The following is a 20529-nucleotide window of genomic DNA, read 5'->3' on the forward strand; positions in this document are numbered from 1 at the left end:
ATGCTCCGCCGCATGTTCACCACCCGGCCCACGCTCCGAGGCACCTTCGGCATGGTCTCAAGCACCCACTGGCTGGCCTCGCAGTCCGCGATGTCCGTGCTGGAGAACGGCGGGAACGCGTACGACGCCGCCGTGACCGCCGGGTTCGTGCTGCACGTGGTGGAGCCGCATCTGAACGGTCCGGCCGGGGACGTTCCGATCATCCTCGCGCCGGCCGGCGGCGAGGTCCGGGTGCTGTGCGGACAGGGGCCCGCGCCCGCGGGGGCCACCATCGCGCACTACACGGGGCTCGGTCTCGACCTGGTGCCGGGCACGGGGCCGCTGGCCGCCGTGGTGCCCGGCGCGTTCGATGCCTGGCTGACACTGCTGCGCGACTACGGCACCAAGGAGTTGGCCGAGGTGCTCGATCACGCGATCGGGTACGCCGAGGGCGGGCACCCCGCGGTGGAGGGGGTCGGGCGGACGGTCGAGAGCGTGCGGGAGCTGTTCACCGAGGAGTGGACGACGTCCGCGGCGGTGTACCTGCCGCACGGCCGCTCCCCCGCCGCCGGTGCGCTGCTGCGCAACGCGGACCTGGCGGCCACCTGGCGGCGGCTGCTGAACGAGGCGGCGGCGGCGAACGGCGGGCGGGAGGCGCGCATCGAGGCCGCGCGCCGCGCCTGGCGCGAAGGCTTCATCGGCGAGGCGCTCGCGGCGCACGCCGCGCGCCCGGCCATGGACTCCTCGGGCCGCCGGCACGCGGGGGTGCTCACCGGCGAGGATCTGGCGGGCTGGTCCGCGGGCTACGAGGCGCCGGTCACCTACGAGTGGCGCGGCTGGACGGTGTGCAAGGCGGGGCCGTGGAGCCAGGGGCCGGTACTGCCGCAGCAACTGGCGCTCCTGGACGACGGGATCGACGCCCGCGGCTACGGTTCGCCGGATTATGTGCACGCGCTCGTCGAGGGGGGCAAGCTTGCCATGGCCGACCGGGAGGCGTGGTACGGCGACGCGGCGCCCGTTCCGCTTGCCGAGCTGCTGTCGCCGGAGTACAACGCGGACCGCAGGAAGCTGATCGGTGCCGGCGCCTCGCCGGAGCTGCGCCCCGGCTCTCCCGGCGGCAGGGCCCCGCGGCTCGCCGGGCACGTGCGCGCCGCCTTCGACGCGCCGCGGGCCGCGGCGGCCGGACTCCGGACGGCGGCGGGCGCGGGGGAGCCGACGGTCGCGCGGACCGGCGAGACCAGCGGCGACACCTGCCACGTGGACGTCGTGGACCGCTGGGGGAACATGGTGAGCGCGACGCCGAGCGGCGGCTGGCTCCAGTCGAGCCCGGTGGTGCCAGGACTCGGCTTCCCGCTCGGCACCCGCCTGCAAATGACCTGGCTGGAGCCGGGGCTGCCGTCCTCGCTCACGCCGGGGCGCCGCCCGCGCACGACGCTCAGCCCGTCGCTCGCGCTGCGCGGCGGCGAGCCGGTGCTGGCGTTCGGCACCCCGGGCGGGGACCAGCAGGACCAGTGGCAGATGCACTTCTTCCTCGCCGCGGTGCTGCGTCCCGCGGTGCGTGGCGGCCTCGACCTCCAGGGCGCCATCGACGCGCCGAACTGGCATCAGGAGGCGTTCCCCAGCTCGTTCTTCCCGCGGGGGGCGCGGCCCGGCGCCGTCACCGTGGAGCCGGGAATCGGCGCGGAGACCATAGCCGGGCTGCGGCGGCGCGGCCACGAGGTGACGGTGGCGGAGCCGTGGTCCGAGGGGCGGCTGTGCGCGGTGGCCCGCGACCCGGAGACGGGGGTCGTGTCGGCGGCGGCCAATCCGCGGGGGATGCAAGGTTACGCCGTCGGTCGCTGATCGCATTCGATCGGCTGCGCGGTGGATGAAAAACAAAGGCCCGCCGGAGCAGTACGAAAACTGCCTGTAGCCGTCCGGAAACAAGACTCGTAACATGCCTTGGATTCAGTACGCCCATGGCAGATGTGCCTTCGGTTCACCAGGACATGGCGGCAGGACGCGCGGCCTTCACGGCCGAGCTGCGCACGCTCACGGGCGTCCTCGACCCGGACGCGGGCTGGTATGCGGCCTTCGCCCGGCGCGAGGGCGGGGAGTTGGCGGACTGGCTGTCGGGGCGAAGACTTCCGCCGTGGGACGCCGTTGCCGATCTGCTCCAGGACCTCGCGGGCCGGCAGGGCACGGCCGTCGCCGAACGGGTGGGCCGGCGGCTCAGGTCCGCCTACGAGTCGGCGGTGGACGCCGAGGACGCGCTCCCCGGCAGCCGCGGGACACTGACCGGACGGCTGGCGGAGCTTGACCGCCGGGAGCGTGAACTACAGGGCAGGGAACGGCAGTTGTCCGCCGCCATGGATGTCGCGCAGCGGGCGGGGCAGTCGCGGGAGGCCGACCGGCTGGCGACCTTGAAGCTGTGGGCGCAGGACGACGCGGGCCGCGTCCTGTCCCGGCGCGCGGAACTGCGGTCCCGGCTGGCGGCGCTCGGGGCAGGCGCCGGGGGAACGGAGCCGGCGGGAGCGCCCCCGGGGCCGGGGGCGGCGGAGCGGCAGGAGACCGGGCAGAAGAACGCGGGAAAGGGAAGGAAGAAGGACAAGGACAAGGACAAGGGCAAGGACCGGGCGAAGAAGACGGCGGCGCGCAGGCCGCGCGGGGCCAGGTTCGCCGGGCTCGATGAGACGGCCGAGCCGGGGCCGCCCGCGGTGACCGCCGCGGCGCCCGAGGCGGCGGTGGCGCCGGCCCCCGGCGGCTCGCGGTTCGCCGGTGCGGTGCGAGAAGTGCCGCGGGAGCGGCCCGTGCCGCGGCTGGCGGCGGAGGACCGGCAGGCGGCGCTCGACACCGCCGAGCGGCTGCGGCGGCTGCGGGCGGACGGGCAGGGCGGGGCCGCGCACGTGCTGTTGTGCGAGGCGGCCGGGGGGTCCGCGGTGCGGCTGCCGGTGCTGGTGGCGGAGCTGGAGCGGACGGGGATGCTCTCGGACGTGACGACGCTGCTGTGGGAGGCGGCACTGCTGCCGGCCGGTCCGCTGGCCGCCGCCGCGGAGGCGCTGGCCGCGGCCGGGCGGGCCGGGGACTGCGGGCAGTTGCTGCGGCAGGCCGCGGCGCGCCCCGCCGCGGAGGCGGGCTCGATCGCCGCGGAGCTGTGTGCCGCGGGCCACGAGAGCGAGGCGATCACTCTGCTGGCGGCCCTGGTGCGGTCGAGAACGGCGGAGGAGGCGGTGCGGGCCGCGGCGCCCGCGCCCGGCGTGGTGGTGCCGCTGCTGCTTGACGCGGCGCGCACGGTGTCGGCCGGGCACCACTGGGCGGTGACGAGCGAGCTGCGGCGCGCGGGCATGGCCTGACGGTGCGGGCACGTCCGGACCGGTTCCGCGGTGCGCGTCACCGGGTCGGGGCCCCGTGGCGAGCGGTGCGCGGGGGCCGTGCTTCGATGGACAGGTGATCGATGAACAGCTGGCCGGACAGGTCGAGGAGGCCGTGCGCTCCGCCGCGGCGGCGGAGATCATGCCGCGCTGGCGGCGGCTCGCGGTGGACGAGGTGTCCGAGAAGACCGGGCCGCACGACCTGGTGACGGACGCCGACCGGAACGCGGAACTGATGCTGGCGGCGGAGCTGGGCGCGCTGCTGCCCGGTTCCGTGGTCGTCGGCGAGGAGAGCGTGCACGCCGACCCGGCGGGCTACGCGCTGCTGTCGGGCGACGCGCCGGTGTGGGTCGTCGACCCGGTGGACGGGACGCGCCCTTTCGTCCGCGGCGAGACGGGCTTCTGCACGCTGGTGGCGCTGGCGCACCGCGGGGAGCTGCTGGCCTCCTGGACGTTCGCGCCGGCGCTCGGCCTGCTCGCATTCGCGCGCCGCGGCGGCGGCGCGTGGCTGAACGGGGAACGGCTGGCGGCGGGCTCCCCCGCGCCGGGCTCGCCGCTGAGGGTGGCGTACTCGCACCCGGACTACACCTCGGGTGCGCAGAAGGACGCGCTGTCGGGGCTGTGGGCGGCGGGCGTCGCGCCGCGTCCGTGCGGGGCCGCCGGGATGGAGTACGTGGGCATTGCGCGGGGCGAGGTGGACGCGGTGGCGTTCAGCTGGGAGCTGGCGTGGGACCACGCGGCGGGGCTGCTGCTGGTGGCGGAGGCCGGCGGGACCGCAAGGACGCTGGCGGGTGAACCGTTCCGCCTCGTGGGCGGCAATGCGCTGCCGTTCACCGCGGCACGTGACGCGGCGACGGCCGAGCGGGTGCGGGATCTGCTCACGGTGCCCGCGTGAGGAACTGACGGGCCGTCGGCGCGGCGGCCCGGCCGGAGGGGTGCCGCGCGGTCCGCCGGGGTGGCGCGGCGTATCCTCGGGGTGCTGTCCGCCGGTGAGGGGAGTTGCACGTGCCGTCGTTGCGCGACGTGGTCGTGGTGGGCGCCGGGCCGAACGGGCTGACCGCGGCCGTCGAGCTGGCCCGCCGTGGGATGTCCGTGGAGCTGTTCGAGGCGCGGGACGCGGTGGGCGGCGGGGCGCGGACGGAGGAGCTGACGCTGCCCGGGTTCCGCCACGACTCCTGTTCCGCCGCGCATCCGACGGGGGTGGGTTCGCCCGCCTTCCGGGCGATGCCGCTCCACGAGTACGGCCTTGAGTGGCTGCACGCGGAGCTTCCGCTGGCGCACCCGTTCCCCGACGGCTCCGCCGCGGTGCTGGCCCGGTCGGTCGGTGAGTCGGCCGCGTCCTTCGGGCCGCGCGACGCCAGGGCTTACCGCAGGCTGGTCGCCCCCTACGTGGGCAAGTGGGACACGCTGGCGGCCGACTTCCTGAAGGTGCCGTGGGACGGGCTGCCGCGCGATCCGGTGACGCTGGCCCGGTTCGGGCTGACGGGACTCCAGCCCGCCTCGTGGGTGTCGCGGCGGTTCCGGGACGACCGGGCCCGTGCGCTGTTCTCCGGCCTTGCCGCACATGTCATGGCGCCGCTGTCGACGCCGGCCACGGGTGCCATCGCGCTGGTCTTCGCGCTGGCGGCGCACGAGGTGGGCTGGCCGCTGGCCCGCGGCGGCTCGCAGGCCATCTCGGACGCGCTCGCGGCCTATCTGCGCGATCTCGACGGCGTGGTGCACACGGGTGTGGAGGTGAAGCGGCTGGACGAGCTGCCGCCCGCGCGGGCCTACGTCTTCGACACCTCGCCGACGGCCCTGGCCCGGATCGCCGGGCTCGGCCGGGCCTACCACGGCTTCCGGTACGGCCCCGGCGCGTTCAAGATCGACTATGCGCTGGATGGCCCGGTGCCGTGGACGGCGCCGGAGGCGCGGCGGGCGGGGTCGGTCCACATCGGCCCGAGCAGCAAGGAGATCGGGGCGGCGCTGCGGGCCGCTTCGGTGGAGGGGCGGGCGCCCGAGGTGCCGTTCCTGGTCACGACGCAGCCGACGCTGGTCGACCCGGACCGCGCCCCGGCGGGCAAGCACGTGTACTGGGCGTACGGGCACGTGCCGAACGGCTGGGACGGCGATCTCACGGACGCGGTGGAGCGGCAGATCGAGCGGTTCGCGCCCGGTTTCCGCGATCTGGTGCTGGCGCGGGCCGTGGCCGGGCCGCCGCAGCTGGCGCGGCGCAATGCCAACTACGTGGGCGGCGATATCGGGTGCGGGGCGTTCTCCGGCCTCCAGACGATGCTGCGTCCGCGCCCCGCGTTCCATCCTTACGGCACCGCGCACCCCGCGGTCTTCCTGTGTTCCTCGGCGGCCTGGCCGGGGCCCGGGGTGCACGGGATGGCCGGGCACAACGCGGCCAAGGCCGTGTGGCGGCGGCTGCGGGGCAACCGCTGACCGCCCGGGTGTGATCCATCCGGCGAAGGCGGCCCATGGTCCCCGGCCGGGGGTGGCGGATAGGGTCGCTGCGAGCCGAGTGATCAAAAAGGGCGGAACATGACGGACACGGGGCGCGTACTGATCGCCGCGGACAAGTTCAAGGGATCGCTGACGGCGCCGGAGGTGGCCGAGCACGTCGCCGCGGGCATCCGCGCGGCCCGGCCGGCGGCCGAGGTGGTGGCGCTGCCGGTCGCGGACGGCGGGGACGGCACGGTGGACGCGGCCGTGGCAGGGGGCTTCTCGCCCGTCGAGGCGGAGGTGACGGGGCCGCTGGGACTGCCGGTGCTCGCCTCGTTCGCGCTGCGCGGCGACGTGGCCATCGTGGAGATGGCGCAGGCGGCGGGGCTGCGGCTGCTGCCGCCGTTCACGTTCGCGCCGATGACGGCGACCACCTACGGCACCGGAGAGCTGATCGAGGCGGCCCTGAACGCGGGGGCGCGCACGGTGGTGCTCGGAGTCGGCGGTTCGGCGACCACGGACGGCGGCGCGGGCATGCTCGCGGCGCTCGGGGCGCGGCTGCTCGACGTCGACGGCGACCCCGTGGCGCACGGCGGCGGGCCGCTGCGCGAACTGGTGGCGGCCGACCTCTCGGGGCTCGACCCGCGGCTGAAGGACACCGAGTTCGTGCTGGCCGGCGACGTGGACAATCCGCTGACCGGCCCGCTGGGCGCCGCCGCGGTCTACGGGCCGCAGAAGGGCGCCGACCCGGTGGATGTGGAGACGCTGGACGCGGCGCTCACCAACCTGGTGTGCGTGCTGGAACGTACCGTGGGCGCGCGGGCCGTGGAGTGCGCCGACGCGCCGGGCGCCGGCGCCGCGGGCGGCATCGGATACGCCGCGCTGCTCGGCCTGAACGCCACCTTCCGCCCGGGCATCGAGGTGCTGCTCGACGTGCTGGGCTTCGCCGCGGCGCTGGAACGGACCTCCCTCGTCATTACCGGCGAGGGCTCGCTGGACGAGCAGACGCTGCACGGCAAGGCACCGGCCGGCGTGGCCGCCGCGGCACGCGCCGCGGGCCTGCGGACGGTCGCGGTCTGCGGCCGCCTCGCGATCGGCGAGGACGCGCTGCGCGGCGCGGGCATCGAGAAGGCGTACCCGCTGACCTCCGTCGAGCCGGACGTGGCGGCGTGCATCGAGAACGCGGGCCCCCTGCTCGAACGGGTCGCCCGGCTCCTCGCGGAGGAACAGCTCTGAGGGCTCCGCCCCCGCGGCACCGGCACCGGACGCCGCCCGGCGCCCCGGGCCGGCGGTCACCCCGCCCCCGGCGTCCGGCGGGTCGGTGACCCCGAGATCCGCACGATCGGCACACCGCGGGGAGACCACGGGCCGGTCCGTGCGCACCGGGGGCCAGGGCCTGTCCGGTGGATCTTCGTGGAGCAGTGAGCGGCGTCCGGTGCGTGCGATCGCATGGGCCCCTCTTGCACGATGCGTGCAAGAGCGAGCCGGATCGCAGCTCGTACGTGGGGGTACCTCCCTGGGGGCACCTCCCGGACGAAGTCTGGGGGAGGAGTCCGGGGGACGTACTCGCGCGATTCGGCAACGCAGCGTGGGGGCACCTCCCAGCCGCCAGGCTGGGGGAGTACGTGCCGGGCGTCGCGAGCCCGCGAAGATCCACCGGGCAAGGCCTAGGGCCGGGCGGAGCGGGCGCGGGCCTCGCGGGATTCCCCGGCCGCGGTGAGGGCGAGACCGCCGGCCAGGACCACGAGGCCGGCCCCGGTGACGGCCGCCCACGCCCAGGCGAGGCCGAGGCGCTCGTCGGCCACCGGGCGGGCCCAGTCCAGCGGATCGGCGGACACGTCGAGCTCGGCGCCGGCGTGGACGGCCTCGTTCGGGCCCGTCCACATGCGGCCGAGGTCCTCGCCGCCCGAGCGCTCCTCGACGGAGTAGTGCGTGCCGAAGTCGTACCTGGTGCCGTCGGCCTTCTCCCGCGCGGTGACCAGCGCCGCGGTCCGGTCGCCGAGCAGTTGGTGGTAGGCGAGTGGCCCGGTCAGCGCGACGACCGCACAGGTGGCGCAGGCGGCCACGGCCGGGGCCGTACGCAGCAGGGCGCCGCTGCGGCGCGGGGCGCGGCGGGCGGCGCCCGCCGCGGCGAGGCCGACCGGGATGGCCAGGATCATGCTGGTGTGCAGCATCCACGGCCCGATCTGCGCGGCGAGTGCGAACAGCAGCACCGCCAGGGCGAGCAGCCCGGACAGCAGCGACGTGGCACGGTGCGTCCGTCCGGCGGTGCCCGCGGCGGGCGGCGGGACGAAGCCGGGTGTGAGGCCGTCGATGCGGTCAAGATCGGCGCGGGCGGCGGCCAGGTCGGCGGCGAGCGGCGCCACGTCGGGCGGCGTTCCCGGCTGGTTCCCGGCCCGCCGCTTCAGCTGTGCGGCGGCGGCGCGCTGCACCTCGCGCAGGCGGCCGGACGCGGCGTCGAGGGCGGGCAGCAGGGTGCCCTCCGCCGCCTCCCAGCGCTCCCGCCAGTCGCCCCACGCGGCGGTGTCGCGGGCGGCGGCCCTGCGGGCCGACCTGAGCGGGCCCGGTGGCGCGGCGGCGGCCTCGCGTGCGAGCCGGTCGTGGTGCGCGCGAAGTTCGCGGGCGGGGACGGCGCCCGCGCGTTCCCCGATCGCGGCCACGGCCTCGGCCCGCTCCCCCAGGGCGGCGGCGCAGGCGCGGGCGTCCCGCAGCACGGCGGCCAGGTCCTGAGGGCTGCCGGCGAGCAGGCTGTCGAGGCGTTCGCCGTACTGCCGTGCCTGGTGGGCGACGACGCGGGGCAGCGCGGCATGGTCCGGCTCACCCCGGTCCCAGCCGCCGCGGGGCGCGGCGCACTCGGTGAACACCACCCACAGCACCGTGGCGAGCGCGGCGCCCGTCGGGACGGTGACCAGCGGCGAGACACCGGCGAACGCGGCACCCACGGCCCACGCGAGGCCCGCGAGGACCGCGAGCACGCCGGACCAGGCGAGCAGGACGCGGACCGCGGCATTGTTCAACGACGGTTTGTGAACGGGCAGTTGTGCGGTGACCGGCTTGTCGGGCCCTGCGGCCACGGTCCCCCCCGGGTGGTCGGTTGCTGACACAGCGCAGGAGCGTAGCGCCCGCCGGGCGCCGGTGTCAGCCGCTCACGAACAGCACCTCGGCGCAGACCGGCCGGTAGCCCGCGGCCTGGAAGGCCCGGACACTGCGGGCGTTGCCCGGGGGCTGCTGCGCCCACAGCGGCGCGTTCTCCGGCATCAGGTGGCGGGCCGCGGCGACCAGCGCACGGCCGAGGCCGCGTCCGCGGGCGGCCTCGGCGACTTCCACGGCGATCTCCCAGCGTCCGGCGACCCCGCGGCCGAGGACGACGATGCCGCCGTCGGCGGCCCATACCCGCACGTCGTCGCGGTACTTCCGCGCGCGGCTCACCCGCGGATGGTCCTGTTCGCGGATCTCGCGCAGCGGCAGGTCCGGCGGCCCCGGCAGCGGGGCGGCGCAGGAGAGGAGGTCGGTGTTGCCCGCCTGGCGGGCGGTGCGTGCGGTGAAGGCGGTGAGGAACGGCGGGCTGAGCGACGCGGCCAGCGGATCGGCGGGCGCGGCGCGCAGCGCGGCGGCGACCCACGCGGGGTCCTCGTCCGTGAACACGACCGAGTGGGCGGTGAACGCGAGCACGCCCGCGTCGCGCGGGGACGGCTGCGGAACGACGGTGTGGCCGCCGTCCGGCGGGGGGAAGGCGCCGCGGGCCGCGGCGTGGAGTATGCGCGCCAGTGCGTCGTTCATGCGGGTGGGTCCCGGGTCAGGGCTCGCTGGTGGAGACCACGAACACCCGGGGACGTTCCTCCCGGGTCAGGTCGACCGTGACGGCCACCTCCGGCTCGTCCGGGGACTGCTGGACGACCGTGCCCGCGAAGGTGTGCGCGGGGTCGTCGAACTGCCAGCCGACGACGTCCGCGGAGTCCCGGCCGATGGTCACCGTCTCCTCCAGGGCCGACAGGTCGGTGCCCAGCTCCTCGACGAAGGCGCTCAGCTGCCGTGGCGAGCAGCGGAACTCGACGTACAGGGTGCTGCGGTCCCAGGAATTGGTCTCGTAGTGGGCGACGTAGGCGGAGCCGCCGGGAATGGGCACGTCGTAGATGCGGCGCTGGACCTTGCTCGGCCACTCGTAGATCAGCGCCCGTGCGGACGCGGAACGGGCCTTGTCCTCGCCGCTGTCCCGGCTCTGGTAGGCGGAGAGCACGAGGTAGCCGGCGGGAATGGCGATCAGCAGCGCCACCACGATCGCCGCGAGCCAGCGATGGCGGGGGCGGTGCGGCGGGCGCGGCGGGGTGGCGGGGGCGGCGGTCGTGGTCGTCACGGTCTGGCCTCCCGGCCCAGCGGTGGCAGCCGCAGCTCGAATCCGGTGCGGTGGGCGCGCTCGGCGCGGCGCCGGTTGGCGCGGCGGAAGCGGCGCGCCACGAGGCGGGCGAGGTCGGCGGCGCCGACCATGCCGGCGTCGGTGCCGAGCCTGGCCCGTACGATCTCGGCCTCGGGCCGGTAGCCGCGGCCGGTGAGGTGCCTGCGGAACGCCTCCCTGGCGGGGCCGATCAGGAGGTCGTCGGCCTCGCTGACGCCGCCGCCGATGACGAAGCGGGCGGGGTCGAGGGCCGCGGCGAGGTTGGCGATGCCGATGCCGAGCCAGCGCCCGATGTCTTCGAGCAGCTCGACGCACATGGGGTCGCCCGCGCGGGCCAGCTCGGTGATCAGGGGGCCGGTGATGTCGCGGGTCTGGCCGCCCACCCGGTCCAGGAGGTGATGGGCGACGGGCGAGTCGGCGACGGCCAGCTCCCTGGCCTCGCGGACCAGCGCATTGCCCGAGCTGTACTGCTCCCAGCAGCCGCGGTTGCCGCAGGGGCAGCGGTGGCCGGCCGGCACGACCTGCATGTGGCCGAACTCGCCTGCGACGCCGTAGGTGCCGCGCTTGACGCGTCCGCCCTCCAGTATCGCGCCGCCGATCCCGGTGCCGAGGGTGATCATGACGAGGTGGTCGGCGCCGCGGCCGGCGCCGAAGCGCCATTCGCCCCAGGCCGCGGTGTTCGCGTCGTTGTCGACCATGATCGGCACGACGAGGCGGGCGGCCAGCGCGTCGCGCAGCGGCTCGTTGCGCCAGGCGAGGTGCGGGGCGAAGAGCACGCGGGAGCGGTCGGCGTCGACCCAGCCGGCGGCGCCGATGCCGACGGCGTGGACGTCGTGCCGGTCGGACAGGTCGAGGACCAGCTCGGTGATGGTGTCCTCGACGACCTTGGGGCTCTTCGACTTCTCCGGGGTCTCGGTGCGCACGCGTTCGAGCACCGTGCCGTCGGCGTCCACGACACCGGCCATCACCTTCGTGCCGCCGATGTCGATGCCGACGGTGGGCACCCGGGGCGCGGACAGATGCGAGCGGCGCTCGCGTGTGGCGATGGCGCGCAGCACAGTCGCCCGCGCCGTCTGGCGATGCGCACGGTCACGGTTGGTACTCATCGGGACCGATTGTGCCCTACGCCTCCGCCGGGTGAGCGGGCGACCGCGATGTGGCCGGACCGGGGCGGCGGCACCGGTGGCGGGCCGGGCCGTTGAACGGGAGCGGCGGCTCGTGAATCATGCGACGCGTGGCCGCCAACGGCTCGGGAGCGAAGGACGGGCCGCGCCGCGCGGCGGGGCGGGGCGGGTGGCGCGTGCCGGGGACGGCACGCCGTGCTGGGAGTTGCGGTGAAACGTCCGACGATGCAGGACATTGCCCGGCGGGCCGGGGTCACGAAGGCGGCGGTCTCCTTCGCGCTGAACGGCAGACCGGGGGTGTCCGAGCCGACCCGGCGGCGGGTTCTCGCCATCGCCCACGAGTTGGGCTGGCAGCCGAGCAGCGCGGCGCGCGCGCTGTCCGACGGCCGGGCGGGCTCGTTCGGCCTGGTCATCGACCGGCCCGCCCGCACCCTGGGCCTCGAACCGTTCTTCATGCAGCTCATCTCCGGCATCCAGGCCGAACTGGTGCGCGACGCCACGCCGTTGCTGCTGACGATGGCGGAGGACCAGGCGGCCGAGATCGCCCTCCACCGCGGCTGGTGGGCGCGCCGCGTGGTGGACGGGGTCTTCCTCGTCGACCTCCGGGTCGACGACGCCCGGGTGCCGGTGCTCGCGGAGCTGGGGATGCCGGCCGTGGTGATCGGCGCGCCGCTGGGCACCGGCGGCCTGCCGGCCGTGTGGAGCGACGACGACGCGGCGGTGGTCACGGCGGTGCGGCACCTGGCGGGCCTCGGGCACCGCCGCCTCGGCCGCGTCTCGGGCCCCGGCCGCCTGCGGCACACCGCGATCCGCACCGCGGCCTTCGAACGGGTGACCGCGCAGCTCGGGCTCACCGGCACCACGATCGAGGGGGACTACAGCGGCGGGACCGGGGCGGCGGCGACCCGCGCACTGCTCGGCGCGCCGCGGCGGCCGACCGCGCTGCTCTACGACAACGACGTGATGGCCGTCTCCGGCCTGACGGCCGCGCAGGGTCTCGGCCTCGCGGTGCCGGGGGACGTGTCGATCGTGGCGTGGGACGATTCGGCGCTGTGCGGCCTGGTCCACCCGCCGCTGACCGCGCTGAGCAGGGACATCGCCGCCTACGGCGCGCACGCGGCGCGGCGGCTGCGGCAGGCGGCGGGCGGCGGCCCCGTGGCGGACCTCCAGGACGCCGCACCGTCGCTGACGCTGCGCGGCTCGACGGGGCCGGTGCCGCGGCGGGTGGCCGGAACCGGCGAACGGCGTGAGCGGGACCCGGAATGACGCGGAGGTGCGCGCCACCGCGGTGCGCACCGTGTGGGAGACGCTGGGGCCGGAGCGCCCGCCAGGGGCGCCAGCGCTCCCGGAGCCCGGCAGACGGTTCCGGACGCGACGGAGCCCGGTCGGCCGGACAGGACGGGCGACGAACGCCGTCCGATCACCGACGGCACCGGGTCGCGCTCGTCTGCGCACGGTTCGGCGTGGGCGGGGGCGCCGTTCCTCGCCGCCGACCGCCGGCGCCGGGTCGTGCCGGCGCCGCTCCGGGGCGCGTGCGCGCGACCACGGGAACGCGGGCGCGGGGGCGGCGCCGGGGCCGCGTGGGGGACGGCCCCGGCACCGCGGTGGGGGGACGTGGTCAGCAGGCGTAGTCGATGAGGTCGAACGACGCGTAGTGGTCGGAGGTGTAGTAGTCCTCCTCGTACGAGTCACCGGTCACGATGCGCCGCGCACCGCGGTCATCGCTGCCGGGGGTCTCGACGGTGTACTCGTGGTAGTAGCCGGTCGGCTGACTGGGCAGCAGACCCTCGCGGTTGTAGAAGGTGCCGCCGTCCTGCGGGTGGGGGAACGGGCCGCCCTGCGCGATCAGGTCGAGCGTGTCGTACGCCTGGGCGGGCAGGTCGCTGTGGCAGATGTCGCCGTAGGCCAGCGGGAGTTCGGCGGTGACGGAGGCGGCGGGGGTGAGGGCGGGGGACGTGGGGGTCGCGGCGGTGGCCGGAGCCTGGCCGCCGATGAGCAGGCCGGCGACCAGAGCGCCGAGGGCGCCGGTGCGGAGGGTCCTGCGCGCGGTCCTGGAAAGGTAGTTCATGCCCATGCCAACAGTGTGACGCGCGTAGCACGGGCGGCGTCAACCATGCCCCCGGCTTGTTCCCCGGGAGTTCACACGGCCCCTCCGTCGCTCCACACCTTCCCCGCAGCCGGGCCCGGGCGGTGCCCGTCTCGCGGTCAGCCCGCGAGGCGGCGGGCGAGTTCGGCCAGGTGCCGCGCGCCCTCGGGGGTCAGCGAGCCGTACAGCCGCAGCCGCGCGATGCCGCCGTCCGGGTAGACGTCGAGCCTGGCGTGCGTAGCGGGCGGGGCGGTGGCCGGCAGGACGAAACGGTGCACGGTGTCGGGTTGCAGCGCCGTGCGCGGCAGCACCTCGCGCCAGCCGCCCGCCGGGTCCGTCTCCCGGTCCGCGCCGTCCGCGCCATCGGCGTCGCGGACCGAAAGGGCAGCCCAGCCCGGTGCGTTGCCCTTGTAGCTGCCGGTGTCGATCTCCACGGCCCGGATGACGCCCTGGGCCGCCAGCCGGTACCGCAGCCAGTCATGGCCGCGGTCGCGGCGGCGCCTGGTCTCCCAGCCCTCGGCCATCGTCCGGGGACGCCCCGGGTGGATGGTGTGCACGGGCGGCGAGTAGAAGCGGTCCGACGCGTCCTCGGCCCGCCCGCCGTTCTCCAGCGCGGCCAGGTCGAACGTGCCGAGCGCCGCGAGCCACTCCGGGTCGGGCACCGGCTCGCCGTGCGCCCGCAGCCGCGCGATGCCGCCGTCCGGGTACTGGCGGAGACGCAGGTGCGTCAGGCGCCGGGGCACGGCGACGCGGAAGGCGTTCGCCGCGTGGCCGCCGACCTCGGTGCGCGGCACCAGCGCGGTCCAGCTCGCGTCGTCCCGCGGGGTGGCGGTGCCCTCGACGGCCACGGCCTGCGGGTGGTTGCCGCGGAAGTGCGCGGTGTCCACGACGAGGCCGTGCACCACGCCCGGCACGCCGAGGCGGATGAGGGCCCAGTCGTGGTCGTCCTCGCCCGGGTGCGGCCGGTCGGCGGAGGGGCCGCGGCGGCGGCGCGTCTCCCAGCCGTCCATGACCTTGCCCTTGTGCCCGAACGCGGCGGGGTCGAACGCGGGCCGCTCCGGCCGAAGCAGGTTCTCCCGTTCCGCGAAGAACTCGTCGCTCGCGGCGACGACCGAGCCGCCGAGCCGCCGGTCGGCCAGGTCGGGGAGGTCCGCGAAGGGGACCGCGTCCTGGTCCTGCGGCCGGTAGTCGGCGTACGGGTCGCCGCCGCGGTAGGGCTGCGCGGCGCCGGTGAAGCGGGTGATCATGCCGTTCCCCTTTCGGTGTCCGCGGCATCGGTGCGGGCGAGGAGCCGCCCGCACCGCCGGGTGACGCGGCCGTCCTCGGCGATCGGCCGGCCGCGGAGCCAGGTGGCGCGCACGACGCCGCGCAGGGTGCGGCCGGCATAGGCGGTGACCCGGTTGCGGTGGTGAAGCGCCGCGGGGTCGACGGTGAACTCGGCCTCCGGGTCGAGGACGGCGAAGTCGGCGTCGTGGCCGGGCGCGACGGCGCCCTTGCGGTGCAGCCCGGCCAGCCGGGCCGGTCCGCCTGCCATCCACCGGGCGACGTCGGCGAGGCCATGGCCGCGGCGGCGCGCCGCGGTCCACACGGCGGGCAGGCCGAGCTGAAGGGAGGCGATGCCGCCCCAGGCGGCCCCGAAGTCGGGCACCTTGAGGTCGGCCGTGCAGGGCGAGTGGTCGGAGACGATGCAGTCGAGGGTGCCCGCGGCGAGCGCGTCCCACAGCAGGTCCTGGTTGGCCGCCTCCCTGATGGGCGGGCAGCATTTGAACTCGGTTGCGCCATCGGGGACTTCCTCGGCCGTCAGGGTCAGGAAGTGCGGACAGGTCTCCGCGGTGACGCGCACCCCCTCGGCCCTGGCCGCGGCGATCAGCGGCAGGGCCGCGGCGGAGGACAGGTGCAGCACGTGCACGCGCGCGCCGAGGCGGCGGGCCGCGCCCAGCAGCAGCGCCACCGCCTCGGTCTCCGCGGTGTGCGGCCGGGAGGCGAGGAAGTCGGCGTACCTGCGGCTGCCGTCGGGCGGCGGGGCGGCGGCCAGTTGGGCCGGGTCCTCCGCGTGCACCACGAGCAGCCCGCCGAACGCGGCGATCTCGGTCATGGCGGCCGCCAGTTCCCCGGGCGTCAGCTCGGGGAACTCCTCCACCCCGGAGGGCGAGAGGAAGCATTTGAAGCCGAAGACCCCGGCCGCGTGCAGGCCGCGCAGCTCCGCCGCGTTGCCGGGGACCGCGCCGCCCCAGAAGCCGACGTCGGTGTGCACGGCCGCCCGCGCGGCCGCGCGCTTGACCGCGAGGTGGGCGGGCGTGGTGGTGGGCGGGATGCTGTTGAGCGGCATGTCGAGCAGGGTCGTGATGCCGCCGGCCGCCGCGGCGCGGGTCGCCGATGCGAAGCCCTCCCACTCGGTGCGGCCGGGGTCGTTGACGTGCACATGGGTGTCGACCAGGCCGGGGAGCAGGGCCGCGTCGCCGTAGTCGACCAGTGCCGCGCCCGCGGGCGGCGGCGTGCCGTGCGGGAGCACGGCGGCGATCCGCTCGCCCGCGACGGCGACGTCGGCGGCGCGGACGCCGTCCGGGGTCACCACGCGGGTCGAGCGCAGTACGAGGCCGGTACCGGTCAACGGGCCATCCCATCCCTTCAGCCGTCTGCTCCGCCGTTCTCCGCGGCCTTCAACGTTTCGTTGAAATGGCCGTTTCGATCCTCGGGTGACCGGGGCGGGACGTCAAGAGCCGCCCGGTAGGCTGCCCCATGACCGCCCGAAAGGAACGCGACGTGCCACCGTCCGACGTGCGCAAGCCCGCAGCCAACGGCGGCGGGGTCCAGTCCCTTGAGCGCGCCTTCGCGCTGCTGGAGCACATGGCCGATGCCGGCGGCGAGACGGGGCTGAGCGAGCTGGCCACCAGCAGCGGGCTGCCGCTGCCGACCATTCACCGGCTGATGCGCACCCTGGTCGCCTGCGGGTACGTCCGCCAGCAGCCCAACCGCCGTTACGCGCTCGGCCCGCGCCTGATCCGGCTCGGCGAGAGCGCGGCCAGACCGCTGGCGACATGGGCGCGCCCGCACCTGGCCCGGCTGGTGGAGGCGACCGGCGAGACGGCCAACATGGCGCTGCTCGACGGCGACGACGTGGTGTACGTGGCGCAGGTGCCCTCGCGGCACTCGATGCGTATGTTCACCGAGGTGGGCCGCCGGGTCCTGCCGCACTCCACCGGCGTCGGCAAGGCGCTGCTCGCCGGTCTGCCGGACGCGGATGTCCGCGCCCTGCTGCGCCGCACGGGGATGCCGGCGGCGACGGAGCGGACGATCACGACGCCCGACGCGTTCCTCGACGCGCTGCGGGCCGTGCGGGAGAACGGTTACGCGGTCGACGACAGCGAGCAGGAGATAGGCGTCCGCTGCATCGCCGTCCTGGTCCCCGAATCCCCCACGGCCGCGGCGATCTCGGTCTCGGGTCCGGCAGGGCGGGTGACGGACCAGGCGACGGAGAAGATGGTTCCGCTGCTCAGGGAGGTCGCGCACGACCTCTCGCTCGCCCTGGCCGGCGCCGGCCGGGAGAACGGATAGCCGTATGGCCACCTCCCCCGTCGCCGGGCTGCTGCTGGCCGCCGGGGGCGGCCTGCGGCTCGGCGGCCGCCCGAAGGCGCTGCTGACGTACCGGGGGCGGCTGTTCGTGGACCTGGCGGCCGAGGCGTTGCGCGCCGCGGGCTGCGCGCCGGTGCACGTGGTGCTGGGCGCCGCGGCGCCCGAGGTGCGCACGCGGGCGGCGCTGACGGGGTGTGCGGTGGTGGAGAACCCGGACTGGCCGACGGGCATGGGGTCTTCGCTGCGCGCGGGTCTCGCCTCGCTGCCGGGCGCCGCGGGAGCCGCGCTGGTGGTGCTGGTGGACCAGCCCCGGATCGGGGCGGCCGCGATGCGCAGGGTGGCGGGCGCGTACCGGTCGCCCGCGGGTCTTGCCGCCGCCGCGTACGGCGGGCGGCGCGGGCACCCGGTGCTCATCGGTGCCGAGCACTTCGCGGGCGTGTGCGCCGGGGCACGGGGTGACGTGGGCGCGCGCGGGTACTTGCGGGGGCGGGAGGTTGCGCTGGTCGAGTGCGGGGACGTCGCCGCGCCGGACGATGTCGACGAGCCGGGCGATCTCGTTGATCTTCCAACATGAGGAAACTAATATCCGTTTCCAACCCCGTTGAAGGAGTGACCGCACATGTCAGCCGTCACCGTCGCCGCCCCCCGCACCCTGCCCCGGCAGGAGGAGGTCCTCACCGAAGACGCGCTCGGCTTCCTGGCCGAGCTGCACCGGCGGTTCACCCCGCGCCGCGACGAGCTGCTGCTGCTGCGGGCACGGCGCCGCAAGGAGATCGCCGGCACGCACCGGCTGGACTTCCTGCCCGCGACGGCGCACGTGCGAGAGGGCGACTGGCAGGTGGCCGAGGCGCCCCCCGCGCTCCAGGACCGCCGGGTGGAGATCACCGGTCCGACCGACCGCAAGATGACGGTGAACGCGCTCAACTCGGGGGCGCGGATCTGGCTCGCCGACTTCGAGGACGCCTCCTCCCCCACCTGGGAGAACGTGATCGGCGGCCAGCTGAATCTGAACGACGCCTTCCACCGCCGCATCGACTTCACCGACGAGCGCGGCAAGGACTATGCGCTGCGGCCGGACGCCGAGCTGGCGACGGTGGTGACCCGCCCGCGCGGCTGGCATCTCGACGAGCGGCACCTGAGCGTGTCGGGGCGGGCCGTTCCCGGCGCGCTGGTCGACTTCGGCCTGTACTTCTTCCACAACGCCAAGCGGCTGATCGAGCTGGGCAAGGGACCGTACTTCTACCTGCCCAAGCTGGAGTCGCACCTGGAGGCGCGGCTGTGGAACGACGTGTTCGTCTTCGCGCAGCAGGCCCTCGGCATCCCGCAGGGCACGATCCGCGCCACGGTGCTGATCGAGACGATCACGGCGGCCTTCGAGATGGAGGAGATCCTCTACGAGCTGCGCGACCACGCCTCCGGGCTGAACGCGGGCCGCTGGGACTACCTGTTCTCGATCGTGAAGAACTTCAGGGACGCGGGCGAGACGTTCGTGCTGCCCGACCGCAACGCCGTGACGATGACCGCGCCGTTCATGCGTGCCTACACGGAACTGCTGGTGCGCACCTGCCACCGGCGCGGCGCGCACGCCATCGGCGGGATGGCCGCGTTCATCCCGTCCCGGGACGCGGACACCAACGCGCTGGCCTTCCAGCGGGTGCGCGCGGACAAGGACCGCGAGGCGGGCGACGGCTTCGACGGCTCCTGGGTGGCGCACCCCGGGCTCGTGCCGGTGGCCAGGGAGTCCTTCGACGCGGTGCTCGGGGACCGGCCGCACCAGAAGGACCGGCTGCGCGAGGACGTGGCGGTCACCGCGGACGACCTGCTGGCGGTCGGCTCGCTGGAGGCGCGCCCGACCTGCGAGGGACTGCGCAACGCCGTGCAGGTCGGTACCCGTTACCTCCAGTCGTGGCTGGCGGGCCGCGGCGCGGTCGCGGTGTTCGGCCTGATGGAGGACGTCGCGACCGCGGAGATCTCCCGCTCGCAGATCTGGCAGTGGATCAACGCCGAGGTGGTGCTCGCGGACACCGGGGACCGCGCCACGCGGGACAACGTCCGGCAGGTCGCGGCGGACCAGCTCCTCGCCATCCGCGACGAGCTGGGCGAGGACGCGTTCGTCGCCGGCGGCTGGCAGCGGGCGTTCGACCTGCTGATGCGCCTGTCCTTGGAGGAGGAGTACGTCGACTTCCTCACCCTGCCCGCCTACGACATGCTCGACTGACCGGGGCGGCGCGGCGCCCTCAGGAGGTGACCGTCACCGGGTGCCTGACCACCGCGCCGAACAGGTAGCCCTGCTCGTTGAACTCCGCACGCTCCGGCTGGGTGTTGCCGTGCTCGTCCGTGGCACGGGCCAGCAGCTCGGCCGGGCCCGCGGCGTGCGGGGTCCAGTCGGCCGACCAGCGCACCCAGGAGTCGCGGCGCGGGCGGTCGTGCAGGCGCGCGGGTTGCCACCGCGCGCCGCCGTCCGTGCTGACCTCGACCCGGCGCACGCGCCCGGCGCCCGACCAGGAGCGGCCGGTGAGCCGGGCCGTCCTGCCCACCGGGAACGCGGCGGGAAAGGCCAGTTCGAAGGCGCTCTTGAGGGTCTGCCGGGTGAGCGGCGCGCTGCCCTCCACGGGGTAGGAGGGGCCGAAGAGGCGGTAGAGATCGGTGTTCCACGGCGAGTACAGCGGCTCGGCGGACACCTCGATGTCGCCGACCCACTTCACCGAGGCGATGCCCACCCAGGACGGCACCAGCGCGCGCACCGGGCTGCCGTGGTCGGGCGGCAGCGGCTCCCCGTTCATCTCGTACGCCAGCAGCACATCGTCCAGCGCCTTGGCCAGCGGCAGCGGGCGGCGCACGCGCCCGAGATTCACGCCGCCGGAGACGTAGTCGGCGTCCAGGCCGCGCGGCTGGACGTCGACGGCGTGCGGGCCGAGCCCGGCCAGGCGCAGCACCTCGGCCAGCCGGACCCCGCGCCAGCGGGCGACGCCGATGGCGCCGAGCGACCAGGCGGTGCCGGAGACCGTCTCGCCCTGCTGCGAGGTGTAGAAACCGCGGCCGTTGCCCGCGCACTCCACGAACGCGTCGCTCGTGGTCGCCGGCAGGGCCCGCAGCTCGTCGAGCCCGAACTCCCGTGGCCCGCCGCGTAGTCCGTCGCCCCACACGGTCAGCCGCCAGGCGTCGGCGTCGATGGTGGGGGTGACGGTGTGGTTGCGCACGAAGAACAGGTCGTTCGGCGTGTGGAAGCCGGTGTCGCGCAGCGCGGACCACCGGGTCTCCGCGTTCGTGCCGTGCACGACGAAGCGGTCCGCGGGCAGCGGTTTGACGATTCCGGCGGCGGTCGCCGCCGCGGCACGCGCCGCGGGCGCGGCGGCGAGGACGCCCGCGGCGGCGAGGAGTCGGAGCAGGTCACGGCGGCCGAGCCCGTCGGCACGCGCCGTTCCGGCGAGCCACTGGCGCAGCCTGCGGCGGTCGTAGGCCCTCTCGTCGATGGTCATGCCCCGATCCTGCAACCGGCCCCCCGGCAACTCCATTGCGGCACATTGCCCGTGCGTGAACATTCACGCGCACCGGGGGCGCGGCCCACACACGGAGCGCCGCGCGGCCCGGCACGCC

The 20529-nt window shown here is 75.7% G+C and carries 17 protein-coding genes; 9 read left to right on the plus strand and 8 right to left on the minus strand.

Annotation, left to right across the window (positions count from 1 at the left end):
* Positions 1–12: 12 nt before the first annotated feature.
* The 5 genes from STBA_RS06345 (at position 13) to STBA_RS06365 (ending at position 6992) form a co-directional block, all read left to right on the plus strand.
* On the plus strand, positions 13–1821 hold the full coding sequence (locus tag STBA_RS06345; RefSeq protein ID WP_077063142.1) for a gamma-glutamyltransferase: 1809 nt from the start codon (positions 13–15) through the stop codon (positions 1819–1821).
* A gap of 116 nt (positions 1822–1937) precedes the next feature.
* Positions 1938–3311: a hypothetical protein gene (locus STBA_RS36295; RefSeq protein ID WP_143659442.1), complete on the plus strand. Its 1374-nt coding sequence runs from the start codon at positions 1938–1940 to the stop codon at positions 3309–3311.
* A gap of 94 nt (positions 3312–3405) precedes the next feature.
* Positions 3406–4224, plus strand: coding sequence for an inositol monophosphatase family protein (locus STBA_RS06355; RefSeq protein ID WP_077058299.1), 819 nt, complete (start codon positions 3406–3408; stop codon positions 4222–4224).
* 110 nt (positions 4225–4334) lie between these two features.
* Positions 4335–5756, plus strand: a complete 1422-nt coding sequence (locus STBA_RS06360) for an NAD(P)/FAD-dependent oxidoreductase (protein ID WP_077058300.1) — start codon at positions 4335–4337, stop codon at positions 5754–5756.
* Positions 5757–5855: 99 nt separating this feature from the next.
* Positions 5856–6992, plus strand: coding sequence for a glycerate kinase (locus STBA_RS06365; protein ID WP_077058301.1), 1137 nt, complete (start codon positions 5856–5858; stop codon positions 6990–6992).
* 431 nt (positions 6993–7423) lie between these two features.
* Here the strand turns inward: STBA_RS06365 and STBA_RS06370 are convergent, their stop codons facing one another.
* From STBA_RS06370 to STBA_RS06385, 4 genes are read right to left on the minus strand one after another with little or no spacing between them, the layout of a single operon-like run.
* Complete coding sequence (locus tag STBA_RS06370; RefSeq protein WP_143659443.1) at positions 7424–8860, minus strand: hypothetical protein; 1437 nt, start codon at positions 8858–8860, stop codon at positions 7424–7426.
* 34 nt (positions 8861–8894) lie between these two features.
* Positions 8895–9536, minus strand: coding sequence for a GNAT family N-acetyltransferase (locus STBA_RS06375; RefSeq protein WP_077058303.1), 642 nt, complete (start codon positions 9534–9536; stop codon positions 8895–8897).
* 16 nt (positions 9537–9552) lie between these two features.
* Positions 9553–10110: a hypothetical protein gene (locus tag STBA_RS06380; protein ID WP_077058304.1), complete on the minus strand. Its 558-nt coding sequence runs from the start codon at positions 10108–10110 to the stop codon at positions 9553–9555.
* A complete protein-coding gene (locus STBA_RS06385; protein ID WP_077058305.1) occupies positions 10107–11255 on the minus strand; it encodes an ROK family glucokinase in 1149 nt (382 codons plus the stop codon). Before STBA_RS06385 ends, STBA_RS06380 begins: the two co-directional genes overlap by 4 nt.
* Positions 11256–11498: 243 nt before the next feature.
* On the opposite strand from STBA_RS06385, the gene STBA_RS06390 reads away from it, so the two are divergent.
* A complete protein-coding gene (locus STBA_RS06390) occupies positions 11499–12539 on the plus strand; it encodes a LacI family DNA-binding transcriptional regulator (RefSeq protein WP_171987658.1) in 1041 nt (346 codons plus the stop codon).
* Between the two features lie 352 nt (positions 12540–12891).
* Here the strand turns inward: STBA_RS06390 and STBA_RS06395 are convergent, their stop codons facing one another.
* The 3 genes from STBA_RS06395 to allB form a co-directional block, all read right to left on the minus strand.
* Complete coding sequence (locus STBA_RS06395) at positions 12892–13347, minus strand: ribonuclease domain-containing protein (RefSeq protein WP_107484988.1); 456 nt, start codon at positions 13345–13347, stop codon at positions 12892–12894.
* Between the two features lie 131 nt (positions 13348–13478).
* On the minus strand, positions 13479–14606 hold the full coding sequence (gene alc / locus STBA_RS06400; RefSeq protein WP_077058307.1) for an allantoicase: 1128 nt from the start codon (positions 14604–14606) through the stop codon (positions 13479–13481).
* Complete coding sequence (allB, locus tag STBA_RS06405) at positions 14603–15970, minus strand: allantoinase AllB (RefSeq protein ID WP_077058308.1); 1368 nt, start codon at positions 15968–15970, stop codon at positions 14603–14605. Before allB ends, alc begins: the two co-directional genes overlap by 4 nt.
* Before the next feature lie 128 nt (positions 15971–16098).
* Between allB and STBA_RS06410 the strand changes: the two genes are divergently transcribed.
* Genes STBA_RS06410 through aceB form a run of 3 tightly spaced genes read left to right on the plus strand, consistent with a single transcriptional unit; the run spans position 16099 to position 19150 of the window.
* Positions 16099–16914, plus strand: a complete 816-nt coding sequence (locus STBA_RS06410) for an IclR family transcriptional regulator (RefSeq protein ID WP_077058309.1) — start codon at positions 16099–16101, stop codon at positions 16912–16914.
* Positions 16915–16918: 4 nt separating this feature from the next.
* The gene (locus STBA_RS06415) at positions 16919–17506 is read left to right on the plus strand and encodes a nucleotidyltransferase family protein (RefSeq protein ID WP_077058310.1); all 588 of its coding nucleotides are present in this window, start codon (positions 16919–16921) and stop codon (positions 17504–17506) included.
* A gap of 45 nt (positions 17507–17551) precedes the next feature.
* Positions 17552–19150: a malate synthase A gene (gene aceB, locus STBA_RS06420; protein ID WP_077058311.1), complete on the plus strand. Its 1599-nt coding sequence runs from the start codon at positions 17552–17554 to the stop codon at positions 19148–19150.
* Positions 19151–19169: 19 nt separating this feature from the next.
* Here the strand turns inward: aceB and STBA_RS06425 are convergent, their stop codons facing one another.
* Positions 19170–20411, minus strand: a complete 1242-nt coding sequence (locus STBA_RS06425) for a sulfite oxidase (protein ID WP_077058312.1) — start codon at positions 20409–20411, stop codon at positions 19170–19172.
* Positions 20412–20529: the final 118 nt, after the last annotated feature.

The sequence above is a fragment of the Streptomyces sp. MP131-18 genome (assembly GCF_001984575.1).
GTDB classification, from domain to species: domain Bacteria; phylum Actinomycetota; class Actinomycetes; order Streptomycetales; family Streptomycetaceae; genus Streptomyces; species Streptomyces johnsoniae.

Bases quoted from the DNA above. Each gene is read 5' to 3' on its own strand.
- STBA_RS06345 (WP_077063142.1), top strand. From the start codon at position 13: ATGTTCACCACCCGGCCCACGCTCCGAGGCACCTTCGGCATGGTCTCA.
- STBA_RS36295 (WP_143659442.1), top strand. From the start codon at position 1,938: ATGGCAGATGTGCCTTCGGTTCACCAGGACATGGCGGCAGGACGCGCG.
- STBA_RS06365 (WP_077058301.1), top strand. From the start codon at position 5,856: ATGACGGACACGGGGCGCGTACTGATCGCCGCGGACAAGTTCAAGGGA.
- STBA_RS06375 (WP_077058303.1), bottom strand. From the start codon at position 9,536: ATGAACGACGCACTGGCGCGCATACTCCACGCCGCGGCCCGCGGCGCC.
- STBA_RS06385 (WP_077058305.1), bottom strand. From the start codon at position 11,255: ATGAGTACCAACCGTGACCGTGCGCATCGCCAGACGGCGCGGGCGACT.
- STBA_RS06390 (WP_171987658.1), top strand. From the start codon at position 11,499: ATGCAGGACATTGCCCGGCGGGCCGGGGTCACGAAGGCGGCGGTCTCC.
- STBA_RS06395 (WP_107484988.1), bottom strand. From the start codon at position 13,347: ATGGGCATGAACTACCTTTCCAGGACCGCGCGCAGGACCCTCCGCACC.
- alc (WP_077058307.1), bottom strand. From the start codon at position 14,606: ATGATCACCCGCTTCACCGGCGCCGCGCAGCCCTACCGCGGCGGCGAC.
- STBA_RS06410 (WP_077058309.1), top strand. From the start codon at position 16,099: ATGACCGCCCGAAAGGAACGCGACGTGCCACCGTCCGACGTGCGCAAG.
- STBA_RS06415 (WP_077058310.1), top strand. From the start codon at position 16,919: ATGGCCACCTCCCCCGTCGCCGGGCTGCTGCTGGCCGCCGGGGGCGGC.
- aceB (WP_077058311.1), top strand. From the start codon at position 17,552: ATGTCAGCCGTCACCGTCGCCGCCCCCCGCACCCTGCCCCGGCAGGAG.
- STBA_RS06425 (WP_077058312.1), bottom strand. From the start codon at position 20,411: ATGACCATCGACGAGAGGGCCTACGACCGCCGCAGGCTGCGCCAGTGG.